A 14514-nucleotide genomic window follows, 5' to 3' on the forward strand; every position below is an offset into this window, starting at 1 on the left:
CTTGCGGCTCACGGGGCCGGTTGTCACGCGCGTCCAGTGCCGACCCGGTATCCGTTTCGGCCATGCGCCGCGTCAGCGCGACTGCGGCGCCTCGGGCACGGCCGGCTGGGCCGGCGCGGTCGCGGGGGCCCGGTCCTGCTGCTGGCGCAGGGTGTCGAGCAGGTTGTCGGCTCCGGTCGGCTGCTTGGCCGGCTGGCCGGCGGGCGAGGACGCGCCGGTGTCGAGGATCGACTTCGGTGCCGCCGAACGGTGCGACATCACGGCGAGCAGCATGCTGGTGGCGAAGAACAGGGCGGCCAGGATCGCGGTCGCGCGGGTTAGGGCGTTGGCCTGGCCGCGGCCGGTCATGAAGCCGGCGACGCCACCCCCGCCGCCACCGCCGAGCCCGAGGCCGCCCTCGGAACGCTGCAGCAGCACAACGCCGATTAGCGCGAGCACGATGATGAGATGGACGACGATCAGGACGGTCTGCATCGGTGTTCCGGAATCTGGTTCGGCTTCGCGCGCCGGTCCCGAGGAGGCGATCCGGCGACGGGCGGCCGGTGCCAGGCGTTCGAGGTGCCAAGCAGTCGAAGTGCCAGGCATTCGAGGTGTCAGGCATTCGACTTGGCGCGCCGGTCGCAAATCTGCGTCGGCCATACACCACTCGCTGGCCGCCGCCAACTTGACGATCGGCCCCCGGTTGTTCCCGGTCGGCCTCGCGTCCGGGGTCGGACCGTGTTCTGACGGGCGGGAAGGCGGCTCATCGAACGCGCCGCCCCGCCCGGGAGGCTCGCCATGACCATCTCACGCCGTTCGGCGCTCGCCGCCGCGTTCGCCGCGCCGATCCTGATCCACGCGCCGCCGGGGTTCGCCGCCGGAACGGAAGCCTCCGCCCAGACCGCCGAGGTCGAGGCGGCGGTGGATGCCTTGACCAAGGCCCTGCTCGCGGCGGACGGCACCGCCCTCGATGCCCTCACCCTCAATGGCTTGAGCTACGGCCATTCGAGCGGCGTTGTGCAGGACAAGGCGGCCTTCGTCGGCGCGCTGACCAGCGGCACCTCGCGCTTCCCAAGCATCACGCTGTCGGACCGCTCGGCCTCGGTGATCGGGGAGGACGCGATCGTCCGGCACGTCTTCACCGGTGAGACCGTCGCGGGTGGAAAAACCTCGCCGGTCCATATCGGTGTGCTGCAGGTCTGGCGCCGGGACGACGGCCGCTGGCGCCTGATGGCGCGCCAGGCGTTCAAGCTCTGACGCGCGACCAGTTCGCCGCTCAGTAGCGCGACGGGACGAGCATCTCCGGCGGGGTCGGCGTGCGGATGTAATCCGCGTGGCGAACCCGCTCGGGCAGGTGAACCGGCGGATGCTCGACGTCCTGGTAGGGGATCTGTTCGAGCAGGTGGCTGATACAGTTCAGCCTGGCGCGCTTCTTGTCCACAGCCTCGATGACCCACCAGGGCGCCTCGGGGATGTGGGTGCGGGTCAGCATCTCCTCCTTGGCGCGGGTGTAGTCCTCCCAACGCCGGCGGGATTCGACATCCATTGGCGACAGCTTCCACTGCTTCAACGGGTCGGCGATGCGCATGTGGAAGCGCAGGGCCTGCTCCTCGTCGGTGATCGAGAACCAGTATTTCAGCAGCACGATGCCGGAGCGCACCAGCATGCGCTCGAACTCGGGCACCGAGCGGAAGAACTCCTCGACGTCGGCATCGGAGCAGAAGCCCATGACGCGCTCGACGCCGGCCCGATTGTACCAGGAGCGGTCGAACAGCACGATCTCGCCGCCGGCCGGCAGGTGGCTGACGTAGCGCTGGAAGTACCATTGCGTGCGCTCGCGCTCGCTCGGCGCCGGCAGCGCCGCGACCCGGCAGACGCGCGGGTTGAGGCGCTGGGTGATCCGCTTGATCACGCCGCCCTTGCCGGCCGAATCGCGCCCCTCGAACAGGACCACGACGCGCAGCTTGCTGTGCTGGAACCAGTCCTGCAGGCGGACCAGTTCGTGCTGGAGGCGCAGCAGCTCCCGGAAATAGAAGCGGCGGTCGCTGCCGGAGCCGGTCCCGCCCTCGAGGCTGTCGAGGCGGTCGTCCTCGAACCCGAGCTCCATCTCCTCGTCGTAGCTGTCGAGGATCTCGCGGCGGATCATGTCCACCATCGAGGGGTCGGCGCGGTCGTGATCGATGGTCATGGCAGGCTTCGCGGTCGGGTGTCGTCACGCCCCACAAAGCAGGATCGTGTGACAGTCCCGAGACCCTGACGAAGGCTTTGCCCGAGACTCCCGCCCGAGACCCCGCCCGCGCCTCAGGCGTAGGCGCCGCAGATCCCCAGGAAGTCCTCGGCCACGAGGCTCGCGCCGCCCACCAGGGCGCCGTCGACGTTCTCCACCGCCATCAGCTCGCGGGCGTTGCTGGGCTTCACGGAGCCGCCGTAAAGGATGCGGATCCGGTGCGCCTCGTCGCCGACGAGCTTGTCCAGCATCTCCCGCAGAGACGCGTGGACCTCGGCGATGTCGCGGGGCGTCGGGGTCCGGCCGGAGCCGATCGCCCAGACCGGCTCGTAGGCGATCACAGTGTCGGCCGCGGTGGCGCCCTTGGGCAAGCCGATGGCCAGCTGTGCGCGGACGATGTCGAGGGCGCGCCCTTGCTCGCGCTCCTCGATGGTCTCGCCGACGCAGATGATGCCGCTCAAGCCGGCGCGGCGGGCGCCGAGCGCCTTGGCGTGGACGCCGTCATCCGTCTCGTGATGGTAGGCCCGGCGCTCGGAATGGCCGACGATCACGTATTGCGCGCCGAGGTCGGCCAGCATCTCCGCCGAGATCGATCCCGTGAAGGCGCCGCTCGGCCGGGCGTGCAGGTTCTGGCCGCCGATGACGATCGGCGAGCCGGCGGCCGCGGCCACGCAGGAGCCGATCAGCGTCGCAGGCGGGCAGATCAGCACCTCGACGCGGGATGCCAGGTCCGGCGTGAGACCGTCCCGGATCGCCTCGACCACTTTGATCGAAGCCCGGGTCCCGTTCATCTTCCAGTTGCCGGCGACCAGCGGTTTCCGCCCCGTCTGCGACATCCCTAGCCCTCACCTCGTCCCCGCGCCGCCACGGTATTCCGGGGTCGGCGGGGCCTACCAGAGCGAGCTTGGGCGCGCAAACCGTCCGAATGGGTGAGCCTTTGCCTGTGGGCGCGAATGGTCTATCGCGGTCGGCTTTCAGGGATGGCACCGGCCCGGCGACGGGTCGACGGCCGAAGGTATCCGATCACAGATCATGCTTCAGGGCATCCGCAACGCCAGCCAGCATTGGCTCGGCAAGATCGTCTTGACGATCATCTTCACCCTGCTGATCGCGGGCGTCGGGATCTTCGGCGTGGAGGAATTCTTCCGCGGCGGCTCCAGCAGCAACGTCGCGACGGTGGGCAGCACGCCGATCACCGCCGAGCAGGTGCGCCAGGCCTACCAGAACCAGCTGCAGCGCTATCAGACGCAGCTGAAGCGTGCGCTCACCCCGGATCAGGCGCGGATGCTCGGCCTCGACCGGCAGGTGATGTCGCAGCTGATCACCGAGGCAGCCCTCGACCAGAAGACGCATGATCTCGGTCTCGGGGTGCCGGACGCCTCGGTGATCCGGGCGATCCACGACGAGAAGAGCTTCCAGAACGCCCAGGGCCAGTTCGAGCCGCAGCTGTTCTACCAGACCCTCCAGCGGGCGGGCCTGAACGAGGGCCTGTTCGTGCGCGAGCAGCGCTCCGTGATCGCGCGGCTGCAGCTCGCCGAGGCCGTGTCGTCCGATCTGCACGTGCCGGCGGCGATGCGCGAGGCGGTCCACCGCTACACCACCGAGCGCCGCTCTGCGGCCTACCTGATGCTGACCCCGTCCGTTGCCGGAGAGATCCCGGCCCCGACCGAGGACGCATTGAAGGCCTGGTACGAGGCCAACAAGTCCGGTTTCCGGGCGCCGGAATTCCGGACCGCGACCCTGCTGGTGGTCGATCCCGAGGCGATGGCCAAGCCGGAGGCGATCACCGATGCGGACGCCAAGGCCGCATACGAGCTGAACAAGGGCCGCTACGGCAGCCCGGAGAAGCGCACGATCCAGCAGGTCGTGTTTCCGGATGCCACCGCGGCCGAGACCGCCCGCAAGGCGATCGAGGACGGCTCGAAGACCTTCGAGGCCGTGGCCGAGGAACGCAGCACCGGCGGCACCGACCTGACGCTCGGCACGCTGACCAAGGCCGAATTGTTCGACAAGGTGGTGGCGGATGCCGCCTTCGCGCTGCCCGAGGGCGGCGTGAGCCAGCCGGTCCAGGGCCGCTTCGGCACCGTGCTGCTGCGGGTGACCAAGATCGAGCCCGGCACGGTCAAGCCGTTCGCCGAGGTCGAGGGCGAGATCCGCAAGGGCCTGGCGCTCAGCCGTGCCCGGGACGCCATGGAGACGACCCGCGACGCCATCGAGGACCAGCGCGCCAGCGCCAAGCCGCTCGCCGACATCGCCGCCGAGCGCGGGCTGAAGCTCGTGACCGTCAAGGCGGTGGATCCCCAGGGCAAGGGCCCGGACGGCCAGCGCGTCGCCGACATCCCCGACCCGGACACCACCCTGCCGGCCCTGTTCCGGGCCGAGATCGGCGGCGACAACGAGCCGCTGCGCACCAAGTCCGGCGGCTACGTCTGGTACGACGTGACCGGCATCGACGCCGCGCACGACAAGCCGCTGGACGAGGTCCGGGACGGCGTGAAGGCCGGCTGGACCACCGCCGAGATCGCCAAGCGGCTCCAGGCCAAGGGCCGGGAGCTGGCGGAGAAGCTCAACGGCGGCGCGACCATCGAGGCGGTCGCCCAGGAGGTCGGCGTCAACACGCAGGAGGCGCAGGACCTTGCCCGCAACCAGGCCAAGGACATGCTAACCGCCGACGACGTGAACCTGATCTTCGCCACCCCGGTCGGCAAGGCTGGCACCGCGGCCGCGGGTGATTCGCGCGCCGTGTTCAAGGTTACGGCGGCGACGATGCCGGCCTTCGTAGCCAACACCCAGGGCGACAAGGCGATCACCAAGAACTTCCAGGCCGCGCTCGCCGATGACGTGCTGTCCCAGTATATTTCCGAGGTCCAGAAGAACGCGGGTGTGAAGATCGATCAGGCGGCCCTGCGCCGGGCCATCGGCGGAGAGTATTGAGGGCCATGGCCGAGGCGCCTGACTACGCGGCCTTCGCCGGACGCTACGAGGCCGGGCAGCCGAGCCTCGTCGAACTCAGCCTGGTCGCCGACCTCGAGACGCCGGTGGCGGCGTTCCTGAAGCTGCGCGCCCGGCATGCCGGCCCGGCATTCCTGCTCGAATCGGTGGAGGGCGGCGCGGTGCGCGGCCGCTACTCGATGATCGGTCTCGATCCGGACCTGATCTGGCGCTGTTGCGACGGCGCCCCCGCGATCGCCCGCGGCGCCGATCTCGACGCCTTCGCGCCGGACGACCGGAATCCGCTCGCCAGCCTGCGGGCATTGATCGCCGAGAGCGCAATCGCTCAGTCCGATGCGCAGGACCTGCCCCCGATGGCGGCCGGCCTGTTCGGCTATCTCGGCTACGACATGGTCCGCGCCATGGAGCGGCTGCCCGAGCCGAACCCGGATCCCCTGGGCGTGCCGGACGCGATCCTGATGCGCCCGCGCGTCATGGTGGTGTTCGATTCGATCCGCGACCAGATCACCGTCATCTCGCCGGTGCGGCCTTCGCCCGGCGTCACCGCCCGCGCCGCCTACGAGGCTGCGCTCGCGTGCCTCGACCGGGTGGCGGAGGCCCTCGAAGGCCCGCTGCCGGTGGATGCGCGGGTGGACCTCTCGACGGTGGCGCATCCCGAGCCGGTCTCGAACACCTCCCCCGAGGCCTTCGCCGGCATGGTCGCGAAGGCGAAGGAGTACATCGTCGCCGGCGACGTGTTCCAGGTGGTGCTGTCCCAGCGCTTCTCGGCGCCGTTCACGCTGCCCGCCTTCAGCCTGTACCGCTCGCTGCGGCGGACCAACCCGGCGCCGTTCCTCTGCTACCTCGACTTCGAGGCTTTCCAGATCGTCTGCTCGTCGCCGGAGATCCTGGTGCGCGTGCGCGACGGGACCGTCACGGTCCGGCCGATCGCCGGCACGCGCCGCCGCGGCGCGACCCCGGCCGAGGATGCGGCGCTCGCCGCCGAATTGCTGGCCGATCCGAAGGAATGCGCCGAGCACCTGATGCTGCTCGATCTCGGCCGCAACGATGCCGGCCGGGTCTCGAAGATCGGCACCGTGCGGGTCACCGATTCGTTCTTCATCGAGCGCTACAGCCAGGTCATGCACATCGTGTCGAACGTCGAGGGCGACCTCGATCCGCGCCACGATCCGCTCGACGCCCTCGCGGCCGGCTTCCCGGCCGGCACGGTCTCGGGCGCTCCGAAGGTGCGGGCCATGGAAATCATCGACGAGCTGGAGCACGAGAAGCGCGGGCCTTACGCCGGCTGCATCGGCTATTTCGGCGCGCGCGGCGAGATGGATACGTGCATCGTCCTGCGTACGGCGATCGTGAAGGACGGGCGCATGCACGTGCAGGCCGGCGCCGGCATCGTCTACGATTCCGATCCGGCCTCCGAGCAGCAGGAATGCGTCAACAAGGCCAAGGCGCTGTTCCGGGCCGCCGAGGAGGCGGTTCGGTTCGCCGACCAGGCCAAGCGCGGGCAGTAGAGCGAGGTTGACCCTGCGGGCGAGAGGGCTCACATCGCGAAAATGCCCGAGCATGCCGCCGCGATGTCCAACGTCCTCGTCATCGACAACTACGATTCCTTCACCTGGAATCTCGTTCACCTGATCGGCCCGCTCTGCGGCGCCGTCGCGGTCGCCCGCAACGATACGATCACCGTCGCCGACATCCGCGCTAAGGCGCCGGACGCGATCGTGCTCTCACCCGGCCCATGTACGCCGAACGAGGCGGGCATCTGCCTCGATGTCGTCCGAGACCTCTCACACGAGATCCCGATCTTCGGCGTCTGCCTCGGGCTCCAGGCGATCGGCCAGGCCTTCGGCGGCGACGTGATCCGGGCGCCGCTACCGCTGCACGGCAAGGTCTCGACCATCCGGCATGGCGCCAGCGGCCTGTTCCGGGGCCTGAACGACAGCTTCGAGGCGACCCGCTACCATTCCCTGATCGTGGACCGGGCCAGCTGCCCGGACACGTTGCGGGTCACGGCTGAGGCCGACGGCCTGATCATGGGGCTGGAGCACGCCGAGCGGCCGCTCCACGGGGTGCAGTTCCACCCCGAGAGCATCCGGTCGCAGCACGGCACGGAGATCGTGAGGAACTTCCTGGATCTGGCCGCCGCCTGGAACGCGGCGCGTGACAGGACCCGCGCCGACGTGCATTGACGCCGGACGGCCGGGGCGGCCTTCCGACAGAGCGCATGGACAGCTTCAGACCCCATCTCGCCAAGGTCGCCGGGGGCCTGGCCCTCGACCGTGCCGAGGCGCGCGCGGCCTTCGACGACCTGTTGTCGGGCGAGGTCACGCCCGTGCAGGCCGGCGCGTTCCTGGCCGCCCTGAAGGTGCGCGGCGAGACCGTCGAGGAGATCGTCGGCGCCGCCGAGGCGATGCGCGCCCGCATGACCCGGATCGATGCGCCCGCAGGCGCCGTCGACGTGGTCGGCACCGGCGGCGATCATTCCGGCAGCGTGAACGTCTCGACGCTCGCCGCCATCCTGGTCGCCGCCTGCGGCGTGCCGGTGGCCAAGCACGGGAACCGCGCCGCGACCTCGCGCTCGGGCGCCGCCGACGTGTTGGCGGCTTTGGGCGTCAGGCTTGGGCTCGATGCCGAGGGTCAGGCCCGGTGCCTCGCCGAGGCCAACCTGTGCTTCCTATTCGCCCAGGCCCATCACGGCGCCATGCGCCACGTGGCGGCGGTGCGCTCCGAGCTGCCGGTGCGGACGATCTTCAACCTGCTGGGACCGCTCTGTAATCCGGCGGGCGTCGCCTACCAGCTGTTCGGCGTCGCGCAGGAGGCGCTGGCCGAGCCGCTGACGAAGGTGCTCGCCGAACTCGGCAGCCGCCGGGTCTGGACCGTCCACGGCTCCGACGGACTGGACGAGATCACCGTCACCGGGCCGACCCGCGTGGTCGCCCTCGATGAGGGCCGGTTGTCCCGGTTCACCATCGATCCGCGGGACCTCGGCCTCCCGTTGCGGGCACCGGAAGAGCTGCGCGGCGGCGATCCTGCCGACAACGCCCGGGCGCTCGAAGCCGTCCTGGCCGGCGCACGCAACGCCTACCGGGACATCGCCGTTCTCAATGCAGGCGCGGCCCTCGTCGTCGCGGGGGCGGCGTCGACCCTGGCGGACGGGCTCGCGCGGACGCAGGATGCCGTCGATTCCGGGGCGGCGCGGGACACCCTCGCCCGCTTGGTCCGGGCCTCGAACGATCGCTCGAACGGGGAGGAGTGCCGATGAGCACGCTCACGCAGGAATCGGTGACCCATGAGGGTTCTGCCGAGGCGCCGAACGAGCGGCCCAACGTGCTGGCCCGGATCGAGGCCTACAAGCGCCGCGAGATCGCCGAGGCGAAGCTGCGGGTGCCGCTGGCCAAGCTCGAGCGCCGCGCCGCCCAGGCCGTGCCGGTGCGCGGGTTCGCGGCGGCGATCCGGAGCCATCTCGATGCCGGGCGCCCGGCCCTGATCGCGGAGGTGAAGAAGGCCTCTCCGTCGAAGGGCCTGATCCGCGAGGATTTCGCGCCCGCGACGCTGGCGGCGGCCTACGAGGCTGGCGGTGCCACCTGCCTGTCGGTGCTCACCGACGAGCCGTCGTTCCAGGGGCGTCCGGAATACCTCACCGAGGCGCGGGCGGCCTGCGGGCTCCCGATTCTGCGCAAGGACTTTTTGTTCGAGCCCTACCAGGTCTACGAGGCCCGGGCCTGGGGTGCCGATTGCATCCTTGCCATCATGGCCTGCCTGGACGACGACGAGGCTGAGGCGCTGGTGGCAACCGCGCACGAGCTCGGCATGGACGTGCTGGTCGAGGTCCACGACGAGGCCGAGTTGAACCGCGCGGTGCCGCTCGGCACGGCCCTGATCGGGATCAACAACCGCAACCTCAAGACCTTCGAGGTCTCGTTCGAGACCGCGATCCGCCTCGCCCCGGGCATCCCGGCGGACCGGATCGCCGTGGCCGAGAGCGGTATCGGCGGCCATGCCGACGTCAGGCGGCTCCGGGAGCACGGTCTGGGCGTGGTGCTGGTCGGCGAGAGCCTGATGCGCCAGGCGGACGTCACGCGGGCGACCCGGGAATTGCTGTTCGGTGAGGGCGACGGGCCGGAGCCGGACGCCAAGGCCGGCAAGGCCAAGAAGCAAGACGACAAGAAGAAGGGGTGAGCATGGAACCGGGTTCGACGCTCACCCATCTCGACACCAGCGGCGCGGCCAACATGGTCGATGTCACCGACAAGCCCGCCACAGACCGCACCGCCCGGGCCGAGGGCAGCGTGGTGATGCGGCCCGAGACCCTGGCGCTGATCCGCGAGGGCGACGCCAAGAAGGGCGACGTGGTCGGCACCGCGCGGCTCGCCGGGATCATGGCCGCCAAGCGGACTTACGAGCTGATCCCGCTCTGCCATCCGCTGCTGCTGACGAAGGTGCGGGTCGAGTGCGAGCTGGACGACGCGCTGCCGGGCCTGCGCATCGCCGCCGAGGTGCGGGTCCAGGGCCCGACCGGGGTCGAGATGGAGGCGCTGACCGCGGTCTCCGTGGCCTGCCTGACGGTCTACGACATGGTGAAGGCGGTGGATCGCGGCATGCGGATCGAGGGCATCCGCCTCATCGCCAAGGATGGCGGCCGCTCCGGTGCCTACCGGGCGCCCGACGCATGAGCACTGGGCTGATCCCGGTCGCCGAAGCGCTGGCACGGGTGCTCGCAAGCATCCCCGCGCCGGTCGAGGCAGAAACGATTCCGCTGGCCCGGGCCGCAGGGCGCACGTTGGCGGCTGATGTCGCCGCCTCCCGAACGCAGCCGCCGTTCCCGGCCTCCGCCATGGACGGCTACGCGGTCCGCTTCGCCGATGCGTCCGTGGTTGGTGCCAGCCTGAGATTGATCGGGACCAGCGCGGCCGGTCACGGCTTCTCGGGGCGCATCGGCCCCGGCGAGGCGGTGCGGATCTTCACCGGCGCTCCCGTGCCGGAGGGCGCCGACGGGATCCTGATCCAGGAGGACGCGCAGGCCGAGGGCGACGTCGTTCGGGTGATGGAGGCGGTCGAAAGAGACCGATTTATCCGCCGGGCCGGCCTGGACTTCACCGCCGGCGAGACCCTGTTGGTCGCCGGCATGACCCTCGACGCGCGGCGCCTGGCGTTGTCCGCGGCGGCCGGCCAGCCGGAACTCTCGGTCCGCCGCCGGCCGCGCGTGGCGATCCTCGCGACCGGCGACGAGCTTGTGGAACCCGGCGCCGTGCCGGCTTGGGACCAGATCGTCGCCTCGAACAGCCTCGCGCTCGCCGCCCTCTCCGCCGAGGCCGGCGCCGAGATCATCGACCTCGGTATCGCCGCCGACGATCACGGGGCCCTGGAAGATGCGTTCCGCCGCGCCCGCGAGGCCCGGGCCGACCTCTTGGTGACGCTCGGCGGCGCATCCGTCGGCGACCACGACCTGGTCCAGGCCGCGCTCGCCCGGGAGGGGCTGGAACTCGGCTTCTGGCGTGTGGCGCTCCGGCCCGGGAAGCCGCTGATGCACGGGCGACTGGGCGACATGCTGGTGATCGGCCTGCCCGGGAATCCGGTGTCGTCGATCGTCTGCGGACTGCTGTTCGTCGTGCCGGCAATCCGAGCCCTGCAGGGCGACCCGCAGGCGGGCGCCGACCGGAGCGAACCGGCCACGCTCGCCCGCGACCTGCCGGCCAACGATGGCCGCGCCGACTATATGCGCGCCACCCTCGCGCTCGAACCCGGCTGCCTGCCGGTGGCGGATCCGGAGAAGCGCCAGGATTCCTCCATGCTGGCCGTGCTCGGCCGCGCCGAGGCGCTGCTGATCCGCGCGCCGCACGAGAAGGCCGCGACGGCCGGCGATGCCTGCCGGATCATCCGTCTCGATCGCCGGTTGCTCTGACCGCCTAGCGAATAACCCGCCAGACCTTGAGGGGACCTGGCAGCGCGATGGGCTCCAGCCGGTCGGACTGAGCCTCCCCGCGGGCGAGCCGGGTCGCGAAGGCCGGCTCGGCCTGGAGGTCGTCGGCCGGACGAGCCGGGCAGGCTACCACGTAGCGGACCCGGAAGGCGTCGAGCACCCGGTCGAGATCCGCCTCGGTGCCGCCGAGGCCCTCGATCGCGGCGGTCAGGCCCGGAATCGCCCGGTGATAGGGCGCGGCCACAATGGTGTGCGGCGTGCGCAGCAGGATCGACGGCCCGAGGGCGATCGGCGCCAGCACGGTCCCGGCCGGGAGTGCTGCCAGGGGACGCACGGCGGCGTCGCCCAGGCAGGCGAAGGCGGCGGCTGGATCGGGTCCCGTCCGGGCTTCGGCGCCGAGCCATCCGGCCAGCGCCGCGGGCGCCATCCAGAGGGTGCTGATGAGGCTGGCGCCGAGCGCGGCGGCCGCCCCGCGGCGGGGGTCGGCCCGGACGGCCAGCGTCAGAGCCCGGTCGATCACCGGCCCCGCCACCAGCGGCACGAAGCCGGAGGCGATGTAGAGCCCGCGGAACTGAAAGATCCCGAGGATCAGCCCGGGCCAGAGGAACAGGGCGGCCACCGACCAGGCGCGCCGCTGTGATCCGCGCCACGCCATCAAACTCGCGGCCAGGGTTGCGAGGAGAACGACCGGGTAGAAGACCAGCATCTCCCAGCGCCCCTGGGCCACGGATTTCCGCACCGATGCCATCTCGTTGACGGTGAGCAGCCAATGCTCCCGCACCAGCGGCGTCATCCCGGGGAACGGCCCGTCGAGGCAGACCGGAAAGGCGAGGGCGAACCCTCCCAGCAGGACGACGCCGCAGGCGATGGCCAGGGTGAGGCGCGTGCGGCCCGTGGCGCGGGACCGGTCCAGGACGACGGCTGCGGCGCCGAAGACGAGCCCACCGGTCGCCAGCCACAGCCAGGGCGGGGAGAGGGCGTCGCAGCGCGTCGCGGTCCAGAGGCCGGGGGCCGTCTGCACGGCGAACAGGAGCGGGGCCGCCACGCCGAGGCCGAGCCCGAATCCGGCGAGGCAGGGGAGGGCGGCGCGGCCGCGCCGGCACCAGTCGCCGGCAAGGTAGAGCGCGCCGAGGGCGAGATAGGGCAGGCCTTCGAGGCCCACCGTCAGCGAGAGGGCCGCCAGCCCGCCGCCGACGAGCCCGGCGCGGAAGCCGCCGCGGATCACGCAGAACGCGAGACCCAGGATCGCAAGGATCTGGACGTTGTGGTGATCGACCCGGCCCGCCTGAAACTGGATCGCGATCCCGAAGGTCTGGGTCGCCGCAAGCACCGCCAGGATCGCCGCCCGGCTCCCGAAATGCGCGTTCACGCCCCGGTACAGCAGGGTGCAGAACAGCCCGAACAGCAGCATCGGCCAGATCGCCGCCGCCAGACCTGTGGCGAGCTCCGGCCCGGCCAGGGGCGTCAACGCCCGGATCAGGCCCGCGATCGGCGCGTCCACCAGGCGCGACCAATGGCTCGCCACGCCGTCCGGCGCCAGGAACCGGTGCTGGGTGTTGTCGTACCAGCCCTGGCCGGCCAGCATGTCGCGCACTTCGACAAGCCGCATCGCGTCGTCGGTGTCGGGCACACGCAGGTGCCGGATCGTGTCCCACACGTCTTGCGGCGCGTTCAGCGTCGCGAGCGACAGGGCGACGAGCAGCCACAAGAACGTGCGCGGATCGATCCGTGCCGGCGAGGCGGCGGCCGCGGGCGACATCGGTTCGGGTCCCCGGATGCGCCGAAAGCGAGCGCCGGAGCCATGCTGCGCGCCCGGGCTTAATGGCGGGTCAATCAACCGTGAGGCGGTTCCTTAACCATCCCGCCGCACTCTCCGCGCGAGCCGGTCCGCGATCCGGCCGGGACGGCAGCCGGAGCAGGGGATGAGCCACCACACCGAGACGCTGGTGATCGGCGCGGGGCCGGCGGGCCTCACGGCCGCTTACCTGCTGTCGAAGCAGGGGCGGTCGGTCACCGTGCTGGAGCGGGATCCGGCGCAGGTCGGCGGCATCTCCCGCACGGTCTCGCACAACGGCTACCTGTTCGATATCGGCGGACACCGGTTCTTCTCGAAATCCAAGGCGGTGGTCGATCTCTGGGACGAGATCCTACCCAACGACTTCATCGAGCGGCCACGCCTGTCCCGGATCTACTATCGCGGCCGGTACTACGCCTATCCGCTCAAGGCGTTCGAAGCGCTGCGCAACCTCGGCCTGTTCACGAGCTTGGCTTGCGTAGCCTCCTACCTGTACGCCCGCATGCGGCCGGTGCGCGACCCCAAGAACTTCCACGCCTGGGTCCGCAACCAGTTCGGCGAGCGCCTGTTCTCGATCTTCTTCAAGACCTACACCGAGAAGGTGTGGGGCATGTCGTGCGACGCGATCTCGGCCGATTGGGCGGCCCAGCGCATCAAGGGCCTCGACCTCGGCGCGGCGATCCGCGACGGCATCAAGCGCTCGCTCGGCCTGCGCAAGGCGCCCAAGGCCGGCGGCCCGGTGATCAAGACGCTGATCGAGTCGTTCCGCTATCCCCGCCGCGGACCCGGTATGATGTGGGAGGCCGCCGCCGCCAAGATCCAGGCGCAGGGCGGGCGCGTGCTCCTCGACCGCGGCGTCGATGCGCTCTCCTACGATGCCGGCACCGGCATCTGGACGGTCGCGGCCCGCAGCGCCGACGGCAGCCGCGAGACCTTCACGGCCCGGCACGTGATCTCGTCGGCGCCGGTGCGCGAACTGGTCGATGCGATCCGCCCGCGTCCGCTCAGCACCTTCAACGCGCGGTCGCTCAAGTACCGCGACTTCCTGACCGTGGCGCTCATCGCCAAGTCGCAAAAGAATTTTCCGGACAACTGGATCTACATCCACGATCCGTCCGTGCAGGTCGGCCGGGTGCAGAACTTCCGCTCCTGGTCGCCCGAGATGGTGCCGGACGACGATCACACCTGCCTCGGCCTCGAGTATTTCTGCTTCGAGGGCGACGGGCTCTGGACCGCCTCGGACGAGGAGCTTGTGGCGCTCGCCAAGCGCGAGATCGGCCAGATCGGGCTTATCGATCCGGCCGACGTGGTCGATGCCTGCGTGGTCCGCCAGCCCAAGGCGTATCCGGTCTACGACGCGGATTATGCCGGACACGTCGTCACCGTGCGGCGCGAGCTGGAGCGGGACTTCCCGAGCCTGCACCTCGTCGGTCGCAACGGCATGCACAAGTACAACAACCAGGACCACGCGATGATGACCGCGATGCTGACCGTGGAGAACATCCTCGGCGGCCGGCGCCGGCACGATGTCTGGCAGGTCAACGAGGACGCCGAATACACCGAATCCGGCGTATCCGGCGCGCAGGCGGCTTTGGGCAGCGAGCGTCTCGTCCCCCGCAAGGTCGCCTGACACGCGACAGCTGC

General features: G+C 70.7%; 13 protein-coding genes. 9 read left to right on the forward strand and 4 right to left on the reverse strand.

Annotated elements, in window-relative coordinates:
- Window positions 1-72 precede the first annotated feature (72 nt).
- Entirely contained in the window at window positions 73-474 is a 402-nt protein-coding gene (secG, locus tag FVA80_RS29720; protein WP_147905839.1) for a preprotein translocase subunit SecG, read from the reverse strand.
- A gap of 303 nt (window positions 475-777) precedes the next feature.
- Here secG and FVA80_RS29725 point away from each other — a divergent pair, with 303 nt between their 5' ends.
- Window positions 778-1236, forward strand: coding sequence for a nuclear transport factor 2 family protein (locus tag FVA80_RS29725; RefSeq protein WP_147905838.1), 459 nt, complete (start codon window positions 778-780; stop codon window positions 1234-1236).
- 19 nt (window positions 1237-1255) lie between these two features.
- On the opposite strand, the gene ppk2 is transcribed toward FVA80_RS29725, so the two are convergent.
- Window positions 1256-2167, reverse strand: a complete 912-nt coding sequence (gene ppk2 / locus FVA80_RS29730) for a polyphosphate kinase 2 (RefSeq protein WP_187193551.1) — start codon at window positions 2165-2167, stop codon at window positions 1256-1258.
- Window positions 2168-2280: 113 nt separating this feature from the next.
- Window positions 2281-3042 carry a triose-phosphate isomerase gene (tpiA, locus tag FVA80_RS29735; protein WP_147905837.1) on the reverse strand — a complete coding sequence of 254 codons (762 nt, stop codon included), beginning with the start codon at window positions 3040-3042 and terminating at the stop codon, window positions 2281-2283.
- Between the two features lie 196 nt (window positions 3043-3238).
- Between tpiA and FVA80_RS29740 the strand changes: the two genes are divergently transcribed.
- The 7 genes from FVA80_RS29740 (at window position 3239) to glp (ending at window position 11057) form a co-directional block, all read left to right on the forward strand.
- Complete coding sequence (locus tag FVA80_RS29740; protein ID WP_147905836.1) at window positions 3239-5140, forward strand: peptidylprolyl isomerase; 1902 nt, start codon at window positions 3239-3241, stop codon at window positions 5138-5140.
- A 5-nt stretch (window positions 5141-5145) separates the two neighbouring features.
- Window positions 5146-6666 (forward strand): anthranilate synthase component I, encoded by a 1521-nt coding sequence (trpE, locus tag FVA80_RS29745; protein ID WP_147905835.1) that lies wholly within the window; start codon window positions 5146-5148, stop codon window positions 6664-6666.
- A gap of 63 nt (window positions 6667-6729) precedes the next feature.
- Window positions 6730-7344 (forward strand): aminodeoxychorismate/anthranilate synthase component II, encoded by a 615-nt coding sequence (locus tag FVA80_RS29750; RefSeq protein ID WP_147905834.1) that lies wholly within the window; start codon window positions 6730-6732, stop codon window positions 7342-7344.
- A gap of 35 nt (window positions 7345-7379) precedes the next feature.
- Window positions 7380-8417, forward strand: a complete 1038-nt coding sequence (gene trpD / locus FVA80_RS29755; protein WP_147905833.1) for an anthranilate phosphoribosyltransferase — start codon at window positions 7380-7382, stop codon at window positions 8415-8417.
- Entirely contained in the window at window positions 8414-9334 is a 921-nt protein-coding gene (gene trpC, locus FVA80_RS29760) for an indole-3-glycerol phosphate synthase TrpC (RefSeq protein WP_147905832.1), read from the forward strand. Before trpD ends, trpC begins: the two co-directional genes overlap by 4 nt.
- Before the next feature lie 2 nt (window positions 9335-9336).
- The gene (moaC, locus tag FVA80_RS29765) at window positions 9337-9828 is read left to right on the forward strand and encodes a cyclic pyranopterin monophosphate synthase MoaC (protein ID WP_147905831.1); all 492 of its coding nucleotides are present in this window, start codon (window positions 9337-9339) and stop codon (window positions 9826-9828) included.
- On the forward strand, window positions 9825-11057 hold the full coding sequence (gene glp, locus FVA80_RS29770) for a gephyrin-like molybdotransferase Glp (RefSeq protein WP_147905830.1): 1233 nt from the start codon (window positions 9825-9827) through the stop codon (window positions 11055-11057). Before moaC ends, glp begins: the two co-directional genes overlap by 4 nt.
- A gap of 4 nt (window positions 11058-11061) precedes the next feature.
- On the opposite strand, the gene FVA80_RS29775 is transcribed toward glp, so the two are convergent.
- A complete protein-coding gene (locus FVA80_RS29775; RefSeq protein WP_147905829.1) occupies window positions 11062-12834 on the reverse strand; it encodes a hypothetical protein in 1773 nt (590 codons plus the stop codon).
- 163 nt (window positions 12835-12997) lie between these two features.
- Here FVA80_RS29775 and FVA80_RS29780 point away from each other — a divergent pair, with 163 nt between their 5' ends.
- The gene (locus FVA80_RS29780) at window positions 12998-14500 is read left to right on the forward strand and encodes an NAD(P)/FAD-dependent oxidoreductase (protein ID WP_147905828.1); all 1503 of its coding nucleotides are present in this window, start codon (window positions 12998-13000) and stop codon (window positions 14498-14500) included.
- Window positions 14501-14514 lie beyond the last annotated feature (14 nt).

It is taken from the genome of Methylobacterium sp. WL1 (assembly GCF_008000895.1).
In the GTDB taxonomy this organism is placed as follows: domain Bacteria; phylum Pseudomonadota; class Alphaproteobacteria; order Rhizobiales; family Beijerinckiaceae; genus Methylobacterium.

Bases quoted from the DNA above. Each gene is read 5' to 3' on its own strand.
- secG (WP_147905839.1), bottom strand. From the start codon at position 474: ATGCAGACCGTCCTGATCGTCGTCCATCTCATCATCGTGCTCGCGCTA.
- FVA80_RS29725 (WP_147905838.1), top strand. From the start codon at position 778: ATGACCATCTCACGCCGTTCGGCGCTCGCCGCCGCGTTCGCCGCGCCG.
- ppk2 (WP_187193551.1), bottom strand. From the start codon at position 2,167: ATGACCATCGATCACGACCGCGCCGACCCCTCGATGGTGGACATGATC.
- tpiA (WP_147905837.1), bottom strand. From the start codon at position 3,042: ATGTCGCAGACGGGGCGGAAACCGCTGGTCGCCGGCAACTGGAAGATG.
- FVA80_RS29740 (WP_147905836.1), top strand. From the start codon at position 3,239: ATGCTTCAGGGCATCCGCAACGCCAGCCAGCATTGGCTCGGCAAGATC.
- trpE (WP_147905835.1), top strand. From the start codon at position 5,146: ATGGCCGAGGCGCCTGACTACGCGGCCTTCGCCGGACGCTACGAGGCC.
- FVA80_RS29750 (WP_147905834.1), top strand. From the start codon at position 6,730: ATGTCCAACGTCCTCGTCATCGACAACTACGATTCCTTCACCTGGAAT.
- trpD (WP_147905833.1), top strand. From the start codon at position 7,380: ATGGACAGCTTCAGACCCCATCTCGCCAAGGTCGCCGGGGGCCTGGCC.
- trpC (WP_147905832.1), top strand. From the start codon at position 8,414: ATGAGCACGCTCACGCAGGAATCGGTGACCCATGAGGGTTCTGCCGAG.
- moaC (WP_147905831.1), top strand. From the start codon at position 9,337: ATGGAACCGGGTTCGACGCTCACCCATCTCGACACCAGCGGCGCGGCC.
- glp (WP_147905830.1), top strand. From the start codon at position 9,825: ATGAGCACTGGGCTGATCCCGGTCGCCGAAGCGCTGGCACGGGTGCTC.
- FVA80_RS29775 (WP_147905829.1), bottom strand. From the start codon at position 12,834: ATGTCGCCCGCGGCCGCCGCCTCGCCGGCACGGATCGATCCGCGCACG.
- FVA80_RS29780 (WP_147905828.1), top strand. From the start codon at position 12,998: ATGAGCCACCACACCGAGACGCTGGTGATCGGCGCGGGGCCGGCGGGC.